Origin of the sequence: Phaeobacter sp. S60 (assembly GCF_000826845.1) — a bacterium.
In the GTDB taxonomy this organism is placed as follows: domain Bacteria; phylum Pseudomonadota; class Alphaproteobacteria; order Rhodobacterales; family Rhodobacteraceae; genus Phaeobacter; species Phaeobacter piscinae.
Map to the genome: position 1 here is coordinate 29,683 of NZ_JSWJ01000013.1, position 19,435 is coordinate 49,117.

Below are 19,435 nucleotides of genomic sequence, written 5' to 3' on the forward strand. Positions count from 1 at the left end.
TCATGGCTGCAATTACACCAGCGGTGCTATCGGCACTTTGGACAGGCGCCAAAAAGAACTTCAATGATGGCTATGAGGCGATGGCAAACCAGTCCTTTTACAAGGACGTCTGCACCATCGTGAATTCCAATGATGATCGCGAGACCTACGACTGGTTGGGCGATGCGCCGGAAATGCGGGAATGGATCGGCGACCGGGTGGTCAAAGATATCAAGTCGCACGGCTATCAGATCATCAACCAGGAATTTGAGACAACCATCGGCGTCAAAGCCAAGGACATCAAAAACGACAAGCTCGGCACCTACGGTCCTCGTTTCCGCCGCCTTGGTGAAGCCGCCGCCCGCAAGCCCGACCAGATGGTCCGCGATCTGATCATCAACGGAGCAAGCCAGACCTGCTATGACGGCCAGTACTTCTTTGACACTGACCACCCTGTCTATGCCGGGCATGACGGCACTGGCGCGGTGACAACCGTTTCCAATATGACCGATGGCGCCGGGTCGCCCTGGTATATGCTGGATCTGAATTCGGTCCTGCGCCCGTTCATTTTCCAGGAGCGCGAAAAGGTCGGCCTCATTGGCAAGGAAGACCCCAAGACCAGCGACCATGTGTTCATGCGCAACCAGTACCTCTATGGCGCCGACGCATATTGGGCGGCTGGCTATGGCTTCTGGCAAATGGCCTATATGTCCAAGGCCGAACTGAACGGCGACAATTTTGATGCCGCCTTTGAGGCCATGATGGGCGTGACCGGCGACGGCGGGCGCGAATTGGGCCTGATGCCCTCGCACATCATGGTGGGCCGGTCCAACCGCTCCAAGGCCAACAAGGTCGTCAAGATGATGCTCGGCGACGGCGGCGCATCCAACCCCAACTACAACGAGGTCAAGGTTCTGGTGAACCCCTGGCTGCCTTAAAGGAGGGCCGCGCTATGACATCCAAGAGCTATACAATTTCAGGCGTACCAAAAGAGGGTTTTTGCCGCTGCGGCACGTTCTTTCCCAACGCTGGCATCCCGGTCAACGCCGAGGATTTCGACGCCGATCAATGGCGCCGCCTGAAGGCAGAGCCAAACCTGCGAGTGGCACTGGCCGAAGCTGACCCAGCTTCAGACGCAGCAGCACGTGATGCCCAGATCCGCGAGGCTATCAAAAGCCTCAGCCCCGAGGATTTCCAGAAGGACGGCAAGCCGAAAATCGACGCCCTGTTCGACCTTCTGGGCGATGATCTGGGCAAGATCACCACCGCCGAGCGCAACGCGGCCTGGGATGCTCTCACCAGTGGCGGGTTTGGAATCCCAGCCGCCACTGCACCGGCTTAAACCAGGGGGCGATGATCCGACGCGGCCACGGGGTGCTGCATCGGGGAGCCTCTTGCCCCGACGACTTATCCAAGACCCGCAATCAAAGGTGACCTGATGGCCTACGCCACTCAGACAGATATCGTGACGCTCTATTCGCAGGACGCGCTCTATGTGGCGGATCGCGACGGCGACGGCGTACCCGACGAGGCCGCCATTGCCCGCGCCTTGCAAACGGCGGGTGATGAGATCGACAGCTATCTGGGCGTCCGGTTCAGCTTGCCGCTGGAGACCGTGCCCGGCCTCTTGGTTCAGTTCAGCGTGGATATCGCCCTTTACCGGCTGGCGCTGTCCGGCGACGTGCTGTCGGACGAACACCGCACCCGCTACGAGGACGCCCAGAAACACCTGAAGGACATCGCGCGCGGCACCGCCACATTAAACACAGGCGCGACGCAATCCGGCGACGGCGAAGAACCCGCAGCTCCGGCCCGGCCCCGTCCGGTGGTCGCGGTCGGCCCGGAACGCGAGTTCACCCGTGACAAGATGCGGGGGCTTTGATCCATGGCCGGTGTTGCTGCAACTCTCACATCCACGGGCTTGACCGAAGCCATTGCCAAGGTCCGCCGCCTTGAGGGCTTTCGCTTGGCCGAACTGGCAGATGATGCCGGGGCGGTTCTGGAAAGCTCTACCCGGCGCCGGTTTGACACTGCCGTCGCCCCCGACGGCGACCGTTGGGCGCCCTGGTCAGAAAGCTATGACGAAACCCGCGACCATGACGTGCATTCGCTTTTGGTCGATGAGGGAGATTTGCGGGACAGCATCGCCAGCTATGCCAGCGAGAGCGAGGTCCAGATCGGCTCCAATCTTGTCTATGCCGCCCACCACCAGATCGGCGGCGATGAAATCGACAGTGGCATTCCGGCCCGGCCCTACCTTGGCGTCTCTGGTGAGGATGAGCTGGACTTGCACGACCTCGTCACGGTGACGCTGGAGGATTTGTTGCAATGAGCGATCCGAACAACGTTATGGCTGATCTGCCCACCCAGGTCTGCGCCCGGTTCAACGCCCTGTTGCCGGATCTTCGCCAGTGTACGCCGCATGAGGGCAAATACACCCTTGATGACCTGAAACGCGAAGGCATTCCCGCGCCAGCGGTCAAGGTCTCGTGTCTCGGCGCAAAGCAGGATCAAACCTATGCAGGGGCACCGGCAACCTTTCTGCTGTTGATGGCAGCATATGTGGTCACCCGTGATGGCCTCGGCATCAGTCGCGATATTCTCGCCGCTCAGATCTGCCAGACGCTGCTGGCCGCCATCCCCGAACAGACTTGGGGCCTGGACGGCATCGGCCCCGCCCGAACCACGGCGATGCACACGTTGATATCGACCAAGGTCAAATCGAAAGCGGTTTCCCTTTGGGCGGTCACCTGGCTTCAGCCCATCAGCTTTTTTCAGCCCGTGCCCCGCTCTCTGGGCGTGGAACTGCATGTCGGCATCGCGCCCAAAGTCGGCGCGGATCATGTCGATGACTACGAACACGTTGGAGGCTCTGACGATGAGTGAACACCTCGCAGAAGCAGACCGCCGCATTGAAAACTTGCTGATGACCGGAAAGGTCATTGCGGTTGATGCGGCCTCAGGCCGGGCGCGCGTCCAATGCGGCGACATTGAGACCAACCTGATCCCCTGGATGGCACAGCGCGCCGCGAGCAACCATTCGTGGTGGCCCTTGCAGACCGGCGAATGGGTGATGCTGGCCGCCCCATTCGGCGATCTGGCCCAGGCTGTCATTTTGGGCGCCCTGCCCACTGGAAAGAACCCGCCCCACGGGGCGCCAGACACATTCCGCCTCAGCTTTGAGGGCGGCTCATACATCGAAGCTGCTGGTGGCAATATCGCCATCAAAGCGGTTGGTGAGCTGATCCTGCAAGGCGTCAAAGTAAGGATCAACTAATGCCAAAAGCAGCCCGTAATACCGACACCTGCACCGGCCATGCCGATTTTCCATCCCGGCCCGCCACTGGCGGCAGCCCGAATGTAGACATCGAGGGCCTCGCCGCCCTGCGCCAGGGCGATAGCTGGGCAACCCACTGTAACCCCGACCTGCTCTGCCACGGTGCAAGCCAGGCGACAGGCTCATCCACCGTTTTTGTGAACGGCAAACCCTTGGCCCGTGTCGGTGATGCGGTGGGCTGCGGCTCATCCATCGCGACTGGCGCCGGAACCGTGATTGTAGGAGGCTAAGATGCCATTGAAACTGGATTATGTGACCACTGCCGAAGGCTGGACGGCGGGCCAATGGCGCCCCAAAGGCGCGCCTTTGCAACTGACCCCGGACCAGGCGCAATATGAGAATGTTGTCCTAGCGGATGAGGCCCCGAAACCAGCTGCCAAATCAGGCGCAGGCAAGCCGGAGCGCGCCAAGTCGTGACCGGTATGAGCCGACATAGCGGGCGGGCGTTGCAGGGCGACGGGCATCTTGCCCAGTCGATCCACGACATCCTGACCACCCCAAAGGGGTCAACGGTGATGCTCCGGGACTATGGCTCGGACCTGCCCTTCATCATCGACCAGCCCTTGAATGGTGACACCCTCATTGACGTCTACCAGGCCACTGCCGAGGCGCTGGCCCTCTGGGAGCCGCGCATCACGCTTGCGCGGGTACAGGTCACCGAGGCGCGCCCCGGCTATGCGGTTCTGGAACTGAGCGACCCCGACGGCAACCTTTTGCCCCTGCCCGTGGATCTGTCACCGGAGGCCCGCCAATGAGCGGCTTTACTGCCATCGACCACAGCAAGCTTCCCGCGCCGGAAATCCTGCGCTCGGTCGGCTTTGACGTACTGTTCGCCGATATGAAGGCAGAGGCGATCCGCCTGGAGCCGGAGCTGGCGCCGTTCCTTCAGCTCGAAAGCGAGCCGGTCAGCAAACTGATCCGCGTCTTTGCCTATTACCGCCTGCTGGATCGTTTGGAGTTTAACGACGATGCGCGCGGCCTGCTGCTGGCGCTTGCAACTGGCGCAACACTGGATCACCTCGGTGTGTTTTGGGGCGTTGAACGTCTGACCATTCAAGGGGCCGACGACAGCCCCATTCCGCCGATCCCTGAGCTGAAGGAGAGCGACGACGCATTCCGCCACCGCATCCAGCTATCCATGGAAGGTCGCAGCACCGCCGGGCCGCGCGGATCCTACATCTACTGGGCGCTGTCAGCGGCGGGCGGCATCAAAGACGTGGACGTGGCGGCGCCAGCCTTCACGCGCCTGCAAGTCGCGCCCGAACTGGCTGCGCAATTGCCTGACGGTGCCCTGGTGCTGGGCGTTCTGGATGATGCCGGTCTGGTGGACCCGATGCCGGGTGACGTGGCCATTACGGTATTGAGCCAAACCGGCGACGGCAGCGCTTCAAACGAGGTTTTAAGTGCCGTTGAAACCTCTGTGAATGCCGAAGACGTCCGCCCGATCACCGACAACCCACGCCCGCGCAGCGCCGGTATTCTACCCTATGAGATCACCGCGGAATTGTTCCTGAAGGACGGCCCCGATCGCGCCTTGGTTTTGGACACCGCGCAAGCCTCACTGGCCGATTACATCAACCGCAATCACCGGCTTGGTCACGACATCACACGCGGCGCAATCTATGCCGCGCTGTTTGTGGAAGGTGTGCAGCGCGTGAATCTCATCAGCCCTGCCGCCGACATCGAGGTCGGAGACTGGCAAGCAGCCTATTGCGCGACCGAAGGCGTGTCCCTGACCGTTGGGGGGCAGCATGTCTGATCAGCCCTCAATCCTGCCACCAAACAGCACATCGCTAGAGCGATCTTTGGAACGGCTGATCCAGAGCACACGCCCGGATCTGTCGCCTGTTACCACGCTGATGAACCCCGATACCTGCCCCGCCGATTTGCTGGGCTGGTTGGCCTGGGCGTTCTCAGTGGATGTTTGGGAACCCTCCTGGGATGAGGCGACCAAACGCCGGGTCATCAAGGCCGCGCTCGCGGTTCACCGTCGCAAGGGCACTGTCACAGCGCTGCGCCGCGTTTTGGAGAGCATCGGCTTTGATGCGGAGGTCCTAGAATGGTTCGCTCCTCGACCGGGGCGTCCTCCCATGGCGCCTCGCAGCTTTGCGGTAGTTAGAAGCATTCCGGCGGGGGCGTATTACAACGCCAAAGAAGCGTCTGTGGCCCGATCCGCCAAAGAGGCCATTGCACGAACTAAGCCTGTTGCGGCTCAATGCTCATTTGGAATTGAGCAACAGGTCGAAACGACTGCAAACCAAACAGGTGCCTTGCTCGGTAGACGTATAAGCGAGAAAGCCTACTCCGTCGTTCTGAAAGCCGCAGGAAAATACCGACCCCATTGTGCTCTCGCGATGCAGCTACGCCAAGTCGCCCCCTCATCGAAACCCGTTTTCTCCCGCACCGAACCCTCTGGTTCGATGCTCGTTCTGATCCGTAAAAAGGAGTACGTCCATGCGGCTTGATGTAACGACCGCTGGTTTTGCCGCCCGCCAAGCCGCGCTGCAGTACGGCACCCCGCTGTCGCCGCTTCATCGTTTTGAGGTCTCATCGGGAGGCACCGAAGATCTTACAAATGCAGACCGACTTTCCAATGTGTGGGCCGAGGTGCCGATTATATCTAAGGAAAGCAAGTCGGCTTACACATTGGAATTGACCGCGAATATCCCACCGGAATCTGCGGGTCAGATGGTACACGTCGGCTTGCTTCTGGAGGATGGCACGCTCTACGCCACCGCGACTTACAGCCCCGAAACCGAGGGTATTTTTGTGGATGCGTCCACGACCTTTACGTTTTTTGCACTGCTCACCGAGGGCAATACAGACGGGCTCCAAGTTACGTACTCCGCATTGGATATCGACGAAACTGCGACACGGATAGCCGATCAGGCCACCGCGCAGATTAATGCCCGGACCGATGCAGGAATGATTGAAATTCTCAAGCACCTTTCCGGCCTGAATCGCGAAATTCTCACTCAACAAGACAAACTGAACACCTTGGAGACATCCCATGTCTGACATTCCAACGCTCATCGCAACAATTGAAAATGACCGCGCGCTTGCGCTTGAAGTGCTGCGCAAGCTGCCCGCATTGGTCAACACGACCGCCCTAGTTCAGTTTGATCTGGACACACCGGTGGAGGTTCCCTCTATCCCTATGTTCCAAAAAGAACTCTCGGCAGGAAATCTCGGCACCCGCGTTGGCAACCTGGAAACCCTCTCTCGTGGGTTGATCCAAGAGGTCGACGACATTTCCAGCGAGGTCGGGCTAGATCGGGTCAATCCATTCTGGTCGCCGCTGTTGCTAGAAAATGATGGTGACGGTGACCGCACAGAAATTCTGTTCCGCGCTGAAGTCGAAGACGGCATCCGTATGCCCTTTGACGGCTATTATGAGATCTTTGTTGACCGTCAATTTGAGACCGATGCGGCGCGTCTGGGTAATTGGATGTTGCCAAACCACACCGAAGACACCGACGCGCGCTTTACTTCGCCCCCAAATTACAACGAGGTCGTGGATGCGAACAGTTACCCGCTGACGACAGGAACCCGCACACGAACCCGTAGCTACACACGCCGGTCCTACCGCGTTGGTCACTACTACCGGTGGCTGCGTTGGCGTCGTCGCAAGCGTCGGATCGTAGTAACCCGTAGCTACAGTGTTACCACTGTTGAACCGGTCACCTCAGCCCTGGAAGGTTCGATGATCGGCCAGACGTTCCGCGTCGATGAGGCGCGTATTCTGACTGGGCTAGACATCTATCTTGATCGTCCCGGCACTTATGCACCCGCAGCCAATGCGCGTGTTATCCTGTGTGAAACAGCCTATGGGCGGCCTGATCTTGATCAGATGGTCGCGCAAGGCACATTTCGCGAAAATGCAGCGCTCACCTATACCACGAGTTCCAGCTCTCGTAACCAACAGCTTTGCAATGTCGATCTTGATCGACCTGTCTTGCTGGAGGCCGAAAAGAGCTATGCCTTTGTGATTGTCGCTGACGCGGCCTTCCATGTTGGCCGGTTGGGCAATGTAGATAAAACCGGCAGCTTGTTTTATACACAAGACGCCGCAGCCTGGGATCAGAATCTCAGTCAGGACATCGCATATCAACTGCGGTTCGCTGTATTCGAAGGCCCAACCGAGACAATCAACATCAGCCCAATGTCTTTGTCTGGTGGCATTGCGTCCATCAAGCAAGACCTTCTGGCGGTGGTGCCTGAAGGCGGTGATATCCGAACTGAATTTGAACTGGGTGGCACTTGGTTGTCTGTCGAGGACGTCGAAGAACTGAACAGCCTACCCGCTCATACGCCCATGCGGTTGGTCTTGTCCGGTTCTGAGAAGGTGATGCCGTTGATTGATGTGACCGGCTCCAAAGTGATCGGCCTGCGTCCGGCATCACAAATGCAGTTCTATTCAAAAGAACGGCCTGAAGCGCAGGAGGTGCGGGTTTCCTATGAACTGGTCGGGTTCGTGGATATCTACCACACATTTGATCCTGGTCTGAAGGTTGGCGGCACCCGCTATACTCCGTCTCTGGTCGAACACAAGGATAGCGCAGATGGCAATGTGCGCTCGCTGACTGCTGTCTTCGAACTGCCCACAGTGTTGGCCTATCAGCACGACATCAAGGCCAGCACCACCACCGCAGCAAAGGTGTTTGATATCTCATCCATTATTGAGCTGAACACATAAGGAGGCGCGCAATGCAAACCACCACTCTACAGGCCGCCGCGATTATCGGCGGCAAACCATACCCCGCAGGCACCAACGTGACCGCTACCCCGGAAGCTATCGAGAAGGGCATCCAACGGGCAGTAAAAGCGACAATCCGTCAGCAGATCGAAGCACGGGCAGGGGATGCGTTGTCTCTTCTCGGCACGCTGTCCGACATTTCTGGCGTGCTGTTGGCACATGTGGTGGCCGATGTCGTCGCCATTTCGGAAAACCCCGGCAATGAAGCGCAGCGCCGCCGTCTGGATATCATGCAGGCGCTTGCAGGTGATGATGATGTTGAGGCGTTGGCAAAGGATGCGCTTGCCCGCCTGACAAGCGGTGATGCGGTGCTGACATCCAGTATCAAAGGTCTGCCCGCGGTACTAGACGAGGTTCTTGGTCGGGCCACGGAAACTGCGAAAGTCCTAACGGCTGCCCTCGAAACCCAACCCACAGGCCAAGAGGAGATCCCCAATGCCTGAAATGTTTCTTCACGGGGTCGAAGTTGTTCGCATTGACGACGGCCTCCGCCCGATCCGCTCGGCCAAAAGCTCCGTTATCGGGCTTGTCGGCACCGCGCCCGATGCGCCCCTCGGCTTTCCCCGCAATAAGCCGGTCCACCTGAAAGGCCCCCGCCACGCCAGTGAACTGGGCGTCGGCGGCACCCTGCGCGATGCCTATCTGGCGGCCTATCAAAACGGCGCAACCGAGGTGGTCGTGGTGGCCGCTCCAGAAGGGGAAAACGCCGCTGCAACCAAGGCCAATGTGGTTGGCGATCCGACCACCGGAACCGGGGTGTTTGCCCTGGAACATGCCCGCAGTATTTTGGACATGACCCCCCGGATCACAGCGGCACCCGGCTTCACCTCTGGCCTGCTCGGTGAGGGCGTCAATCCGGTTGTGTCCAATCTCATTACCCTGGCGGAAAAGACCCGCGCCGTGGTGCTGAAGGACGGCCCCAACACCACCGAAGAGGACGCGAAGTTGGACCGGCAGAATTACGGTTCCGACCGTCTGTTCATCATCGACCCAGCGGTGACCGCGTTTGACACCGACAGCGCCAGCAATGTGACCCGCCCGGCATCCGGCTATGTTGCCGGGCTGATCGCCAAGAATGACGTTGAAAACGGCTATTGGCATTCCCCGTCAAACAAGATCCTGCGCGGCATCAATGGCACCGCTCGCCCGGTTGGGTTCCACATCAACTCAGCGGCTACCGAAGCCAACCGGATGAACGAGGCCGAAGTCGCCACGATCATCCGCAACAATGGGTTCCGTCTCTGGGGTAACCGCACGACCTCAGCAGATGCGCAATGGGCGTTTCTGTCGGTTGTGCGGACGGCTGACATCGTCGCCCAGAGCATCGCCGAAGCCCATGATTGGGCCATGGATCGTCCTATGTCGGCGCAGCTCATCATGGATATCCGCGATGGTGTTCTGGCCTTTGGTCGCGGGCTGGTTCAGCGCGGCGCCCTTTTGGGTTTCAACTGCTGGATGGACCCGGAACTGAACACCGAGGCCACCCTGAAAGCGGGCAAGCTGTATCTGGACTACGACCTGGAGCCGCCCGCCCCACTGGAACACCTGATTTTCCGGGGCCACCGCAATGGCGCCTATTACGACGATCTTGTTTCCGGCGTGAAACAGGCAGCATAAGGAGGCTGAACGATGATCCAATATCCCCGCACAATCCGCAATTTCGGCGCGTTCGTGGACGGGCGCAGTTATTGCGGGCGCGTCACCGAGGGCAAGCTGCCGGAACTGAAACTCCAGCTTGCCAATCATCGCGGCGCAGGCATGGACGGCACCGTCGCTCAGGACATGGGCACAGAGGCGATGCGCTGTGAGCTGACGCTGGCTGATTGGCCCCCGGAGCTGATTACGATGTTTGGCACTCGCAAGCGGCTGACACTGCGCCCCGGCGCGATGGGTGAAGAAGACTTTTCCTCTGACACCTATGTCGCCACCGTTGGCGGTCTGTTCGCTGTCACCAATTTTGCCGACCTCAAGCCCGGTTCTGACGCTCCACTGAAGCTCACGCTTGAGGCCGATTATTTCCGCCTGCTGCACAACGGCAACGAGCTGTTCGAGATCGACGTGCGCGCGGGCAAGCGCGTCATCGGTGGCGTTGATCAATTGGCTGCGCTTCGCGCCTCAATGGGCTTTTAACGCAGCATTTAAGACCCATTGAACACCCCGCAGGGCGGCTCATCCGCCCTGCCCTTTCCCCCACTTTTTTGAAAGCCTGCCCCATGAGCAAAACCCAAAAACTCAACGCTGTCACCCTGTCCTCGCCCGTTACCATCGACGGCGAAAAGATCACCGAAATCACCCTGCGGCGCCCCTCACCTGGGGAACTGCGCGGCCTGTCGATGGTGGATATCCTGCGGATGGAAGTGGACGCCATGTTCAAACTGCTGCCCCGCATCACCCAGCCGCCGCTGTCGCCTGTGCAATTGTCCTCGGAACTGGAGCCGGAGGACTTCACCGAACTGGCGACGAAAACCCTGCTTTTTTTCGCGAAGAAAGAACAGTTGGAGGGGCAGTTTCTGGAACTGGAGGCGACCCCCTAAAACTGCCCGAATTTGTAGAGGACGCGATGGCGGATATCGCCCTCGTGTTCCACTGGCCGCCCGATGTGATGGACAGCATGAGCATCGAGGAGCTGGCCATGTGGCGGGAAAAAGCGCGCGAGCGGTCCGAGGCCCAGAACGGCGCGCAGCAATAGGCTGATATTGGAGTGGGTGGCATGGCCACAGGCGATCTGAACATTGCCCTGATCTTGAAACTGGTCGACCAGGTGTCGGCCCCAGCGCGTCCGGTAACTGCCGCACTGGACAAGATCGGCCACGTCACCGAACAGACCGGGCGCCGTGGTGTGGAATGGGCCAATCAACAGCTTGAAGCCAACAAGGCGCGCCGCTCCGCCCTGCAAGGCGAGGTTCTGGGGCTAGCCGCATTGGGCGGGACTCTGCTCGGCTTGACCGAACCCGCCATTCAGGCCGAACGGCGTTTGGCCGAGGTGTCCAAGGTGGTGTCATTCAAGGACGCCAATGGGCTGAATATCCTGCAAACGCAGATCCGCGAGTTGGTGACGTCTGGCGGGTTGGCCGCCACCGCCGAAGGCATGACCGATATCATCGCCGCCGCTGGTCGGATGGGCGTGGTAGAAGAAAACCTGCCCGATGATGAGAAACGTCGCCAGTTGCTGGAATTTGCCACCGACGCTGCCAAGATGAGTGCCGCCTTTGGCATCACCGCCGATGAGGCCGGAACGGCGCTGGCGCGTTGGCGTCAGAACCTGAAACTGACCCACACGGAAGCCATGGTTCTGGGCGATACCGTCAACCTGCTCGGCAATACGATGGCGACCAGCGAGGCGGACATTCTGGCCGTGATCAACCGGCAAGGCACCGTTGCCAAATCCGCCGGTCTTGCCGCCGATGAAATCGCCGCACTCAGCGCCACATTGCTGGCCGCAGGCGCGGCCCCAGAAGTGGCCGCAACCGGGCTGAAGAACTTCACCAACGCGCTGACCCGTGGCAGCAATGTCACCAAACGCCAGAAGGCTGTCTATAAGGCACTCGGCTTGGATCCGGTTCAACTTGCAAAAGACATGCAGGAAGATGCAACCGGCGCCATTCTGAAGGTGATCAAGTCATTTGACAGCGTCCCGGTTCATCAGCGCAATTCGATGGTCGGTATTCTCTTTGGTGAGGAAGCCAAGGGCGCGATCACCCCCCTGATCACCAATGTCGAAATGTTGGAGACCGCCTTTGCCAACGCCGCCGACACCGCCAGCTTGCTAGGGCTGATGGAGGAAGAATACAGCCGACAGGCGGCCACCACCTTTGTGCAGCGCCAGCGCCTGCTGGAGTTCGCCAAGGGGCTGGCCGTTGTCGTCGGCACTGCCGTTCTGCCACAGATGAATGAACTGATGGCCACGCTGATGCCGATTGTGGCTGCGATGACCGATTGGGCCGCCGCCCACCCCGCTCTGATCAACGGCATGATGAAAGCCGCACTTGCGCTGTTCAGCCTGCGGGTCGCATCCATTGCCCTGCGCTGGTCGCTGTTCTCGATCCTGCCGGTGTTCCTGCACATCATCCGGGCGGGCAGCGGTTTCCTGATGTTGGCGCCACTTCTGGCGCGTGGATTGCTGGCGCTGGTGAACCCGTTAAAGCTGGTGCGCGGCGCGTTGATCGCGATCCGTTGGGCGTTTCTGGCCACCGGCATTGGCGCGCTCCTGGCCGGTGTCGCGATGGCGGGTATCTGGATCTACAACAACTGGTCCGGCCTTGGCGCCTTCTTTACCGGGTTCTGGGACGGGTTCCGCGCCGCCCTTGGTCCCGCCGCGCCAATGCTGGACGAAATCGTCCGGGCCGCGCGTGATCTTTGGCAGTGGTTTAGCAATCTCCTGGGGCCGCTGGACGCCAGCCGCGACGCCTGGACGTCCTGGGGCACCGATGCCGGGGCCGCGCTTGGTCAAATGGTGGCGTCGCTGTTTGAATGGGACGGCAGCTTAGGCCGTGTCATTGCCTCAGCCGCAGCCCTCTATGCGGGTTTTGCCGCGTTGCGCCTGATCTGGTGGCTTCCCATGGCCCCCATCTTCGCGGCGGGCAAACTGCTGATGTGGGTTGGCAAAGGTCCGCTGTTGTTGTTGCTGCGCGGGGTCAAGCTGCTGAGCGGTGCCTTTGTCCGCCTTGGCGCTCTGGCCATGGCCAATCCCATTGGCCTGGTCGTCGCAGCCGTCGCCGCACTTGCCTATGTCGTCTATGACAATTGGGACAAGATTGTCGGCGCAGTCACTGAGAAAATCGAACTGGTGCGCGCGGCCTTTGATGAGGGGCTGATCAAAGGCGTGTTCAAGCTGCTGGCAGAGTTCAACCCCTTCACCCTTGCGATTGAAGGCGCCATCGGGCTGGTGGCCTATGTCATGGAGCTGTTGGGCGTCCCGCAGCAGATCATTGCCAAGTTCCGCGAAATCTCTCTCTTTGCCAGTGGCGTCACGTTGATGAAATCACTCTGGGACGGCATGGCCTCAATCGTCGACCAGGCGGTGACGTTCATCACCAACAAATTGGTCAATCTCAAGCCGCAATGGCTGACGGATCTGCAAGCCTGGGCCAGTGGCGACAGCCCCACCGCCAAGGCAGCGACCGGCGAAGGGCGTGAACGCTCCCCCAGGTCACATCCCCTGAGCGGGCAGCGAGACGCAGGCGGGCCGGTGCGCGCCGGGATGCCCTATCTGGTCGGCGAACGCAGCGCCGAGATCTTTGTGCCTGGCGTATCCGGCAGCATCCTGCCCACGCGGGTTCTGAAGGCGGCAATGGCGGCGACCTCGCTGTCGATCCCGGCGGCCGCCGTCGCAGGCCCCGGCGACATCCAGCGCCAGATTGACCCGCGCCCGGCCCTGTCGGCGCAAGCCGCCGCACCGCAGATCACCCGCCAAGGCGACACGATCAATATCACCATCGCACCGCCGCAGGGCACCGATGAGGCCGCAATCGCGCGGATGGTGATGCAAGAGCTGAACCGACGGGAAAGCGCGCGCCGCGCCGACCTGCATGATGGGTTGGATTACTGATGTTGAGCATGGTCATGATGGCTCTTGGCGGCTTTCGCTTTGGTATGGGCGGGGATTCCTATCAACAGTTTGCCCGCACCGCCGCGTACCGCTGGGAAAAGGTGAATCGCATCGGACGTGCCCCGGCCCTTCAGTTCACCGGGCCAGACGCTGAGGAACTGCGGCTTGAAGGGGTGATTTATCCCCATTTCAAAGGCGGTTTACGGCAGGTTGAGATGATGCGCCTGCAAGCCAAAGTGGCCAAACCGATGATGATGGTTGATGGCCTCGGCTGGGTCTGGGACCGCTGGGTGATCACCCATGTTGAGGAACGCAAAAGCGTCTTCCTGGCCGATGGCGCCCCGCGCAAGATTGAGTTCTCGCTGACCCTGCAAGCCTATGGCCAGGACAACGGCGTCCTGTCCTCATTCCTCGGGGGGCTGTGATGAGCATCGTCGTCTACGAAACCGAGTTTCTCACTCATTCAGATTTGCTCGGTCCCGACGGCAAACCGCTGGCCTATCAGCCACGTCAAAAAATTGGCTTTGATCTGACGCCCAAAGCCAAGCAACCGGAGCAAAAGAAATGACGGCTCACCGCACCAGTGAAGGCGATATGATCGACGAGATCTGCAAGGATCACTATGGCCGCGAGGACATGACCGTTGCCGTTTATGAGGCAAATCCGGGGCTGGCGCGGCTTGGTCCTATTCTTCCTAAGGGGTTGCTGATCACCCTGCCCAATCCGGCCCCGGCCACCGTCCGCAAGCCGCTGCGCCTCTGGGGCACGTCATGAAGGTCGCCTATCAGATCATCGCCGATGGTGAGGATGTCACCGGCAATTTTGCCGACCGGCTGATCGGCCTGACCGTCATTGATGAGGCGGGCAGCAAATCCGACCGCGCAGAGATCACAGTGGACGACCGCGACTATGCCATCGCCCTGCCCGAAACCGGCGCCGCACTGCAAATCTCGCTTGGTTTCACCGGCGATCTGGTGGAGATCGGGCGCTTTGTGGTGGATGAGTTGAGCGGCAGCATTGCGCCGGATATTCTGACCATCGGTGCCAAGGCCGCCGATATGCTGAGCGGTATCCGGGCGCGCAAATCCCGGTCCTGGCGTAACGTCTCCCTTGCCGACATTGTGACCAAGATCGCGGGCGAACACGAGCTGAAACCGGTGATCAGCGACAGCCTGAAATCCCACCGCTATGCCTATCTTGCCCAGACCACCGAAAGCGACCTCAACTTCCTGACCCGCCTGGCCAAGGATCTGGACGCCGTCGCCAAACCGGCGGGCGGTGCTCTGGTTGTGGCCAAACGCGGGGAGAACAAAGCCGCAGATGGCTCTGCCCTGCCGGTGTTCGAGGTGAACCGCGCGCAGATGTCGTCTTGCGATTGGCAACTGAAAGGGCGCGGCAAATATGGCTGTGTCATCGTGGAATGGACCGACCTTGGCAGCGCTGAGATCCGCACCTGCAAGGCCGGAGACAAAGACCCCAAGCTGAAGCTGCGCCACCGTTACCCAAACGAGGCCGAAGCACAGCGCGCCGCCGACGCCGCCCTGTCCCGCACCGCCCGCGCCAGCGGATCGGTGGATGTTCAGCTCGGCGGCTTCTGGGGTGATCTGATGGCCGAGGCCAAGGTCAACCTGACCGGCATCAAACCCGAACTGGAGGGCGAATGGTTGATTACCAGCGTCACCCACTGCCTCGACACCACACTCACAACAAGCTTCAAAGCAGAACGCGACAACGAGAAAGCGAAGAAATAGTGCCTTCTCTGCGCATTGGCTAATCGAGATAGCGTTCAACGGACAAACCACATCGCACCCTGCACCCGGAATTTGACCGGAAACCCTGATAGCCCTCTCTGGGAAAGGTCGATAAAAAACACATTCTTATCAATCCCTCCTTGCATTCCGTTTGCTGAATAGTGAGTTGTCTTAGTAAAGCGATTCATTTTTCTATCGAAGGTAAGATTTTTGGTCAGCATTCGAGATTTTCTCAAGAAAACGGCACCGTATAGTCGCAACCGCCATATCGAATCCATTGCTCAAAAATACACGGACAGCCGTCGGCGTCGTGCACTTAGGCGTGGTTGGGGTGTCGACGGGTTACCGCCTCGCCAGCGAGCGAACATCAAACGAACGATACAGAGAATAATCCGAAAACACAAAACCTACCTTGGTGGCAACAGGCCTCTGACGACGAGCGACATGGTACTACTCATGCGCGCAATGCGGCCATCAAAGCTACTAGACAAACTTCATCCAACTCGTAGCAAACCAGAAGCCTGGAAAAAACTACAGGATCGTAGTCCTGAGACCTACGGCACGCCCATACCAATTGATCTTAGCGACTTCAGTTTCTTAGATGCTCCTCAAAAAACACTGGATGGACTTGTCGAAATTGCGAAAGCAGAAGCAACTTCGGCTTCAGCGATAATTAATTTTAACGACACCTTTTGCCAAGATGTAGCTCCATTCATGCTCCTCGTGGAGTGTTGGGATGAGATGCTACCAATCTTTGAGGGTGGCAAAATGAACGTCCCGATGCAGAAAGTGTTGGCCGCTATAGGCGTCGAATACGCCCTAGGAGTACGCTTCGCAGGAATCAAAGATTTCAACGATGTTTGGGCATTCCCGTTAAACCGCCGACGCGGTGAAGGAGAGACACGTTCGAAACAACGGTATATTGATGTTCAAACAAGGGAGGAAGCCACTGATAGCTTCTGCGATGCCATGAATGAGTGGTTGGCGCGCCCTGAGATCAATCGAGAACTTTCGAACAGTGGCGTCGGATGGATCAAGCAGTTGCTTGGCGAACTTTTAGAAAACGCAGAACGCCATGCTGATGGCCAACGCCGAGACGGTTCTTGGTCGATCTCAGGATTCCTAGCCAAACGCGACGTAGGTGAGGAGAAGATTTTTGTTGTCCAACTGGGAATTATCTCTCTAGGCGATACATTCGCGGAAAGCTTGGAAAGAGCTAGACCAGAACAGAAGAACGATATTAACGAATATATTGCAAACATGAAAAGGCTCGGCGCTACACAGTCAAACGAAACGTTAACGACACTAGCAGCGCTACAAGACGGAGTAACATGTGTTGCAGAAGCTGACGAGGAAGGACGCGGCGGGACTGGACTGATGGAGATGCTTCATCTGGTGGACACCCTCGGATACACTCGAAAGAGCCAATTTCAGCCTAAAGTTACCATTATTTCCGGTGCAGCTTGTATCAATCTGGAAGAGCCCTACTTTAGAGGCAGCGTCATGACAGAAGATTCGAAGACGAGAGTACAGTGGTGTAACCCAAACAACTCTGCTATGAGTGCGCCTGATTCGAAGCACGTTTTCGACTTGGATAGAGGGCTGCCAGGTACTGCGATAAGCATTAGGTTCACTCTTGACCCAGATTACCTATCGCAAGCTGAAAACTGAGGAACAAAAATGATCATTGATTTTTCTGAGTTGACGCAGGGAAAAGTTCGTAACCTGTCTGGACATGAGCGTGGTGCTGAAGCCAGAGGTTATTTTGACCTTAATTCACTCGACGAGACTACAGAAGTTGTGGAAGTCGTAGTTCCAGATAATCTTGACGCTATTGCGACCTCCTTTTTTCAGGGCATGTTTGCTCGCAGTGTGAGGAAATTCCGTAGCGAGGAAGAATTTCTGTCACATTACCGTTTTGCGGCACGGCCGGAGATCATTTCTCAGGTTATGCGCGGCATCGAACGGGTCAAAATGGAACGCGGAAGCGCATTTCTGCACTAGCATCGCCGATCTTCAAGCATGAGTTCTGACCCGAAATTTCTGGCGTTATATGTGGCACTTGCCTCGTTAGTTTGGAATCTTGGGAACACCGTTTACACAAAATTAGTCGACAGTAGGAATCGAGTGCGCACAGTCGAACTCGAAGAATTTCGCTCATCACTGCGCCAACCAATCGAGGCTCTCCTTACGGAGGTTCAAGATCTGGAGGTTAAGCTCGAAAGTGCCGCCGCTCGTAGCTCTAGCCAGAGTTCGGATGTCGGAACGATTGTTGATATTAATCGAGAAATCATAGCAGTTGGAGCTAAACTCGGTAAGCGGCTAGATGACGCTGACCGTAGCAAATTCTCAACCTCCAATGATTGGTCTGACTACTACTACAGTAAAGAAGACGCAATTCTTCAGGCGATGAATATCGCTACAAGCGCTCCCGTAGAGACCGATTGGGAAAAACGAAGTTGTGCTTTGCTTGAGACCTCTCGACACCTAGTGGCGATGAGACGCGGCATAAGAAATGTACTTGAGGATCAGGTCTCTAAGATCTCCGGCTAATTTGCACTTAAAGTCTTCACACTCTGGTACAGTTTCGGGTTGCTCCAACCCGAAGTATTAGATTTTGCAGACAGATGTGTCCTGCTATTGTCAGTTCCATCTCCCCACGTCACGCTACTGTGACGTAGCGCGACAACTACCACCTAACACCAGGTCCAAGTTCTAAGCAATTTGCTGCAACTTGAAGTGTCCGAGTTTGCAAACGGAAGTGTCCCGCTACAACAGTAATAACAGTGACTTAGCCCCACAAACGCATCTTTATGTGAAAAAGATTTACATCGAACCTTGAAACCAAGTCCGGGGACTCCGATATTCCATAATGTGAAGCGCATTCACATAGGCGCCGCACCTTGCAACGTTAACCTGGAGACCCCGATGACGAGTTATACCTCAACCGCCCCGCAGCCGTCCGAACAGGGCTGGTTTTCCCGCAGCGAATCCTGGCTGGACAGCAAGGGCAAAGGCGCCTGGATCGCAGCGATGGTCCTTGGCTTCGTGTTTTTCTGGCCGGTTGGCCTGGCCCTCTTGTTTTACATGATCTGGAGCAAACGCATGTTTTCAAAATCCTGCAGCACACGTCGTAAATCCTGGACCCGCCATGGCATGTCGGCGATGACCCCCTCTGGCAACAGCGCCTTTGACGCCTACAAGGCCGATACATTGCAGCGCCTGGAGCAGGAACAGCATGATTTTGAGGCTTTCCTGCAGCGCCTGCGCGCCGCGAAGGACAAATCCGAATTTGATGAGTTCATGCATGAGCGCGCGCTGCAGAACGATGATGAGGCTATCGAACTCGACGACGAGGATGACGACGATAGCAGCTCCCGCCGCAGCAAGCGTCACTGACCCCCCTCCCCCCAGCCTCGCCCCATCCGGGGCGGGGCACCTACCGTGGCCAAGACCGCTGCCGCTTCTTGCAGGCCGCAGATCCGTTTCCCCCCGAGATAAAACCAGAAGGAGGCTGTGATGACCGCTCTTCCCGACCCGGACTATCAGGCCGATTTCTACCAGTTTGTTGCCTCAAAGCGCCTGTTCGCCTGGCTGATCGACAGCGTCTTGATCACGCTTCTAGCCAGTGTCGCGGTGGTTTTCACCGCCTTTACCGGGCTGTTCATCTGGCCTCTGCTCTATCTGGTCATCGGCTTCATCTACCGTGCGGTCACCATCGCCGCAGGTTCCGCCACCTGGGGGATGGTCATCGCGGGAATTGAGTTGCGAGACCTCTCAGGGCGCAAGCTTGATGGTCAGGGCGCGTTGTTGCATACCGCCGGCTACTCGATCTCGATGGCCTTCCCTGTGCTGCAGGTGATCTCGATCCTGATGATGCTGATGACGGCGCGCGGTCAGGGGCTGACGGATGCGGTGCTGGGCACGGTGATGCTGAACCGGCGCAGATAATCCGCAACCAATGCCCCCAAGACGCAGCCCCGGATACGGCGCCGAACAGATCCCAAAATCTGTAAACCTTAATCGGAACTGGCCCCTTGGCGCATGGCGGCGGCGTTGCTATC

At 58.4% G+C, this 19,435-nt stretch carries 29 protein-coding genes; 28 read left to right on the plus strand and 1 reads right to left on the minus strand.

The window, feature by feature from the left end; translation table 11 throughout:
* Positions 1 to 2: 2 nt before the first annotated feature.
* The 23 genes from OO25_RS13860 (at position 3) to OO25_RS22375 (ending at position 15,371) form a co-directional block, all read left to right on the plus strand.
* Positions 3 to 917, plus strand: a complete 915-nt coding sequence (locus OO25_RS13860) for a Mu-like prophage major head subunit gpT family protein (protein ID WP_040170650.1) — start codon at positions 3 to 5, stop codon at positions 915 to 917.
* A gap of 14 nt (positions 918 to 931) precedes the next feature.
* The gene (locus OO25_RS13865) at positions 932 to 1,321 is read left to right on the plus strand and encodes an HI1506-related protein (RefSeq protein ID WP_040170648.1); all 390 of its coding nucleotides are present in this window, start codon (positions 932 to 934) and stop codon (positions 1,319 to 1,321) included.
* A gap of 96 nt (positions 1,322 to 1,417) precedes the next feature.
* Complete coding sequence (locus OO25_RS13870) at positions 1,418 to 1,861, plus strand: gp436 family protein (protein ID WP_052463854.1); 444 nt, start codon at positions 1,418 to 1,420, stop codon at positions 1,859 to 1,861.
* 3 nt (positions 1,862 to 1,864) lie between these two features.
* On the plus strand, positions 1,865 to 2,311 hold the full coding sequence (locus OO25_RS13875) for a phage virion morphogenesis protein (protein WP_052463853.1): 447 nt from the start codon (positions 1,865 to 1,867) through the stop codon (positions 2,309 to 2,311).
* Complete coding sequence (locus OO25_RS22815; RefSeq protein ID WP_040170647.1) at positions 2,308 to 2,865, plus strand: hypothetical protein; 558 nt, start codon at positions 2,308 to 2,310, stop codon at positions 2,863 to 2,865. The genes OO25_RS13875 and OO25_RS22815 overlap by 4 nt, the downstream gene beginning before the upstream one ends.
* Positions 2,858 to 3,256: a phage baseplate assembly protein V gene (locus OO25_RS13885; RefSeq protein WP_052463852.1), complete on the plus strand. Its 399-nt coding sequence runs from the start codon at positions 2,858 to 2,860 to the stop codon at positions 3,254 to 3,256. Before OO25_RS22815 ends, OO25_RS13885 begins: the two co-directional genes overlap by 8 nt.
* Positions 3,256 to 3,546, plus strand: a complete 291-nt coding sequence (locus OO25_RS13890; protein ID WP_040170646.1) for a PAAR domain-containing protein — start codon at positions 3,256 to 3,258, stop codon at positions 3,544 to 3,546. Before OO25_RS13885 ends, OO25_RS13890 begins: the two co-directional genes overlap by 1 nt.
* A gap of 1 nt (position 3,547) precedes the next feature.
* Positions 3,548 to 3,733 carry a hypothetical protein gene (locus OO25_RS13895; protein WP_040170645.1) on the plus strand — a complete coding sequence of 62 codons (186 nt, stop codon included), beginning with the start codon at positions 3,548 to 3,550 and terminating at the stop codon, positions 3,731 to 3,733.
* Positions 3,734 to 3,738: 5 nt separating this feature from the next.
* The gene (locus OO25_RS13900; protein WP_241770552.1) at positions 3,739 to 4,071 is read left to right on the plus strand and encodes a GPW/gp25 family protein; all 333 of its coding nucleotides are present in this window, start codon (positions 3,739 to 3,741) and stop codon (positions 4,069 to 4,071) included.
* Positions 4,068 to 5,075 carry a baseplate J/gp47 family protein gene (locus OO25_RS13905; RefSeq protein WP_040170641.1) on the plus strand — a complete coding sequence of 336 codons (1,008 nt, stop codon included), beginning with the start codon at positions 4,068 to 4,070 and terminating at the stop codon, positions 5,073 to 5,075. Before OO25_RS13900 ends, OO25_RS13905 begins: the two co-directional genes overlap by 4 nt.
* Positions 5,068 to 5,781 (plus strand): phage tail protein I, encoded by a 714-nt coding sequence (locus tag OO25_RS22240; RefSeq protein WP_082035038.1) that lies wholly within the window; start codon positions 5,068 to 5,070, stop codon positions 5,779 to 5,781. Before OO25_RS13905 ends, OO25_RS22240 begins: the two co-directional genes overlap by 8 nt.
* Positions 5,771 to 6,334 carry a hypothetical protein gene (locus tag OO25_RS13915; RefSeq protein WP_040170639.1) on the plus strand — a complete coding sequence of 188 codons (564 nt, stop codon included), beginning with the start codon at positions 5,771 to 5,773 and terminating at the stop codon, positions 6,332 to 6,334. Before OO25_RS22240 ends, OO25_RS13915 begins: the two co-directional genes overlap by 11 nt.
* Positions 6,327 to 8,012 carry a hypothetical protein gene (locus OO25_RS13920; protein WP_040170637.1) on the plus strand — a complete coding sequence of 562 codons (1,686 nt, stop codon included), beginning with the start codon at positions 6,327 to 6,329 and terminating at the stop codon, positions 8,010 to 8,012. Before OO25_RS13915 ends, OO25_RS13920 begins: the two co-directional genes overlap by 8 nt.
* Before the next feature lie 11 nt (positions 8,013 to 8,023).
* Entirely contained in the window at positions 8,024 to 8,515 is a 492-nt protein-coding gene (locus tag OO25_RS13925; RefSeq protein ID WP_040170636.1) for a hypothetical protein, read from the plus strand.
* Positions 8,508 to 9,689: a phage tail sheath C-terminal domain-containing protein gene (locus OO25_RS13930; RefSeq protein ID WP_040170634.1), complete on the plus strand. Its 1,182-nt coding sequence runs from the start codon at positions 8,508 to 8,510 to the stop codon at positions 9,687 to 9,689. The genes OO25_RS13925 and OO25_RS13930 overlap by 8 nt, the downstream gene beginning before the upstream one ends.
* Positions 9,690 to 9,701: 12 nt before the next feature.
* Positions 9,702 to 10,202, plus strand: a complete 501-nt coding sequence (locus tag OO25_RS13935) for a phage major tail tube protein (protein ID WP_040170632.1) — start codon at positions 9,702 to 9,704, stop codon at positions 10,200 to 10,202.
* Between the two features lie 83 nt (positions 10,203 to 10,285).
* A complete protein-coding gene (locus OO25_RS13940) occupies positions 10,286 to 10,606 on the plus strand; it encodes a phage tail assembly protein (protein ID WP_071196540.1) in 321 nt (106 codons plus the stop codon).
* 26 nt (positions 10,607 to 10,632) lie between these two features.
* Positions 10,633 to 10,761 carry a GpE family phage tail protein gene (locus OO25_RS22590; protein WP_081698684.1) on the plus strand — a complete coding sequence of 43 codons (129 nt, stop codon included), beginning with the start codon at positions 10,633 to 10,635 and terminating at the stop codon, positions 10,759 to 10,761.
* Between the two features lie 21 nt (positions 10,762 to 10,782).
* Positions 10,783 to 13,620, plus strand: coding sequence for a phage tail tape measure protein (locus OO25_RS13945; RefSeq protein WP_040170630.1), 2,838 nt, complete (start codon positions 10,783 to 10,785; stop codon positions 13,618 to 13,620).
* Positions 13,620 to 14,045, plus strand: a complete 426-nt coding sequence (locus OO25_RS13950) for a phage tail protein (RefSeq protein ID WP_051338946.1) — start codon at positions 13,620 to 13,622, stop codon at positions 14,043 to 14,045. The genes OO25_RS13945 and OO25_RS13950 overlap by 1 nt, the downstream gene beginning before the upstream one ends.
* Positions 14,045 to 14,188 carry a hypothetical protein gene (locus OO25_RS22990; RefSeq protein ID WP_165587444.1) on the plus strand — a complete coding sequence of 48 codons (144 nt, stop codon included), beginning with the start codon at positions 14,045 to 14,047 and terminating at the stop codon, positions 14,186 to 14,188. Before OO25_RS13950 ends, OO25_RS22990 begins: the two co-directional genes overlap by 1 nt.
* Positions 14,185 to 14,394, plus strand: a complete 210-nt coding sequence (locus OO25_RS13955; protein WP_040170628.1) for a tail protein X — start codon at positions 14,185 to 14,187, stop codon at positions 14,392 to 14,394. The genes OO25_RS22990 and OO25_RS13955 overlap by 4 nt, the downstream gene beginning before the upstream one ends.
* Positions 14,391 to 15,371, plus strand: coding sequence for a phage late control D family protein (locus OO25_RS22375; protein WP_040170627.1), 981 nt, complete (start codon positions 14,391 to 14,393; stop codon positions 15,369 to 15,371). The genes OO25_RS13955 and OO25_RS22375 overlap by 4 nt, the downstream gene beginning before the upstream one ends.
* 35 nt (positions 15,372 to 15,406) lie before the next feature.
* Here OO25_RS22375 and OO25_RS13965 read toward each other — a convergent pair whose 3' ends face one another.
* Positions 15,407 to 15,592, minus strand: a complete 186-nt coding sequence (locus tag OO25_RS13965) for a hypothetical protein (RefSeq protein ID WP_040170626.1) — start codon at positions 15,590 to 15,592, stop codon at positions 15,407 to 15,409.
* A gap of 223 nt (positions 15,593 to 15,815) precedes the next feature.
* On the opposite strand from OO25_RS13965, the gene OO25_RS13970 reads away from it, so the two are divergent.
* From OO25_RS13970 to OO25_RS13990, 5 genes are all read left to right on the plus strand, one after another.
* The gene (locus OO25_RS13970) at positions 15,816 to 17,042 is read left to right on the plus strand and encodes a hypothetical protein (protein ID WP_040170625.1); all 1,227 of its coding nucleotides are present in this window, start codon (positions 15,816 to 15,818) and stop codon (positions 17,040 to 17,042) included.
* 9 nt (positions 17,043 to 17,051) lie between these two features.
* On the plus strand, positions 17,052 to 17,375 hold the full coding sequence (locus OO25_RS13975; protein WP_040170623.1) for a hypothetical protein: 324 nt from the start codon (positions 17,052 to 17,054) through the stop codon (positions 17,373 to 17,375).
* 123 nt (positions 17,376 to 17,498) lie between these two features.
* Positions 17,499 to 17,924, plus strand: a complete 426-nt coding sequence (locus OO25_RS13980) for a hypothetical protein (protein ID WP_131551010.1) — start codon at positions 17,499 to 17,501, stop codon at positions 17,922 to 17,924.
* Between the two features lie 375 nt (positions 17,925 to 18,299).
* Positions 18,300 to 18,770, plus strand: a complete 471-nt coding sequence (locus tag OO25_RS13985) for a DUF2852 domain-containing protein (protein WP_040170619.1) — start codon at positions 18,300 to 18,302, stop codon at positions 18,768 to 18,770.
* 120 nt (positions 18,771 to 18,890) lie between these two features.
* A complete protein-coding gene (locus OO25_RS13990) occupies positions 18,891 to 19,322 on the plus strand; it encodes an RDD family protein (RefSeq protein ID WP_040180759.1) in 432 nt (143 codons plus the stop codon).
* Positions 19,323 to 19,435 lie beyond the last annotated feature (113 nt).

What these genes read in the sequence shown, in the direction of transcription:
- OO25_RS13875 (WP_052463853.1), top strand. Translation starts at nt 1,865, where the DNA reads ATGGCCGGTGTTGCTGCAACTCTCACATCCACGGGCTTGACCGAAGCC.
- OO25_RS13900 (WP_241770552.1), top strand. Translation starts at nt 3,739, where the DNA reads ATGAGCCGACATAGCGGGCGGGCGTTGCAGGGCGACGGGCATCTTGCC.
- OO25_RS13870 (WP_052463854.1), top strand. Translation starts at nt 1,418, where the DNA reads ATGGCCTACGCCACTCAGACAGATATCGTGACGCTCTATTCGCAGGAC.
- OO25_RS13895 (WP_040170645.1), top strand. Translation starts at nt 3,548, where the DNA reads ATGCCATTGAAACTGGATTATGTGACCACTGCCGAAGGCTGGACGGCG.
- OO25_RS13975 (WP_040170623.1), top strand. Translation starts at nt 17,052, where the DNA reads ATGATCATTGATTTTTCTGAGTTGACGCAGGGAAAAGTTCGTAACCTG.
- OO25_RS13990 (WP_040180759.1), top strand. Translation starts at nt 18,891, where the DNA reads ATGACCGCTCTTCCCGACCCGGACTATCAGGCCGATTTCTACCAGTTT.
- OO25_RS13985 (WP_040170619.1), top strand. Translation starts at nt 18,300, where the DNA reads ATGACGAGTTATACCTCAACCGCCCCGCAGCCGTCCGAACAGGGCTGG.
- OO25_RS13885 (WP_052463852.1), top strand. Translation starts at nt 2,858, where the DNA reads ATGAGTGAACACCTCGCAGAAGCAGACCGCCGCATTGAAAACTTGCTG.
- OO25_RS13955 (WP_040170628.1), top strand. Translation starts at nt 14,185, where the DNA reads ATGACGGCTCACCGCACCAGTGAAGGCGATATGATCGACGAGATCTGC.
- OO25_RS22240 (WP_082035038.1), top strand. Translation starts at nt 5,068, where the DNA reads ATGTCTGATCAGCCCTCAATCCTGCCACCAAACAGCACATCGCTAGAG.
- OO25_RS13965 (WP_040170626.1), bottom strand. Translation starts at nt 15,592, where the DNA reads ATGCTGACCAAAAATCTTACCTTCGATAGAAAAATGAATCGCTTTACT.
- OO25_RS13940 (WP_071196540.1), top strand. Translation starts at nt 10,286, where the DNA reads ATGAGCAAAACCCAAAAACTCAACGCTGTCACCCTGTCCTCGCCCGTT.
- OO25_RS13950 (WP_051338946.1), top strand. Translation starts at nt 13,620, where the DNA reads ATGTTGAGCATGGTCATGATGGCTCTTGGCGGCTTTCGCTTTGGTATG.
- OO25_RS22815 (WP_040170647.1), top strand. Translation starts at nt 2,308, where the DNA reads ATGAGCGATCCGAACAACGTTATGGCTGATCTGCCCACCCAGGTCTGC.
- OO25_RS22990 (WP_165587444.1), top strand. Translation starts at nt 14,045, where the DNA reads ATGAGCATCGTCGTCTACGAAACCGAGTTTCTCACTCATTCAGATTTG.
- OO25_RS13860 (WP_040170650.1), top strand. Translation starts at nt 3, where the DNA reads ATGGCTGCAATTACACCAGCGGTGCTATCGGCACTTTGGACAGGCGCC.
- OO25_RS13930 (WP_040170634.1), top strand. Translation starts at nt 8,508, where the DNA reads ATGCCTGAAATGTTTCTTCACGGGGTCGAAGTTGTTCGCATTGACGAC.
- OO25_RS13970 (WP_040170625.1), top strand. Translation starts at nt 15,816, where the DNA reads ATGGTACTACTCATGCGCGCAATGCGGCCATCAAAGCTACTAGACAAA.
- OO25_RS22590 (WP_081698684.1), top strand. Translation starts at nt 10,633, where the DNA reads ATGGCGGATATCGCCCTCGTGTTCCACTGGCCGCCCGATGTGATGGAC.
- OO25_RS13925 (WP_040170636.1), top strand. Translation starts at nt 8,024, where the DNA reads ATGCAAACCACCACTCTACAGGCCGCCGCGATTATCGGCGGCAAACCA.
- OO25_RS13890 (WP_040170646.1), top strand. Translation starts at nt 3,256, where the DNA reads ATGCCAAAAGCAGCCCGTAATACCGACACCTGCACCGGCCATGCCGAT.
- OO25_RS13905 (WP_040170641.1), top strand. Translation starts at nt 4,068, where the DNA reads ATGAGCGGCTTTACTGCCATCGACCACAGCAAGCTTCCCGCGCCGGAA.
- OO25_RS13935 (WP_040170632.1), top strand. Translation starts at nt 9,702, where the DNA reads ATGATCCAATATCCCCGCACAATCCGCAATTTCGGCGCGTTCGTGGAC.
- OO25_RS13865 (WP_040170648.1), top strand. Translation starts at nt 932, where the DNA reads ATGACATCCAAGAGCTATACAATTTCAGGCGTACCAAAAGAGGGTTTT.
- OO25_RS22375 (WP_040170627.1), top strand. Translation starts at nt 14,391, where the DNA reads ATGAAGGTCGCCTATCAGATCATCGCCGATGGTGAGGATGTCACCGGC.
- OO25_RS13915 (WP_040170639.1), top strand. Translation starts at nt 5,771, where the DNA reads ATGCGGCTTGATGTAACGACCGCTGGTTTTGCCGCCCGCCAAGCCGCG.
- OO25_RS13945 (WP_040170630.1), top strand. Translation starts at nt 10,783, where the DNA reads ATGGCCACAGGCGATCTGAACATTGCCCTGATCTTGAAACTGGTCGAC.
- OO25_RS13920 (WP_040170637.1), top strand. Translation starts at nt 6,327, where the DNA reads ATGTCTGACATTCCAACGCTCATCGCAACAATTGAAAATGACCGCGCG.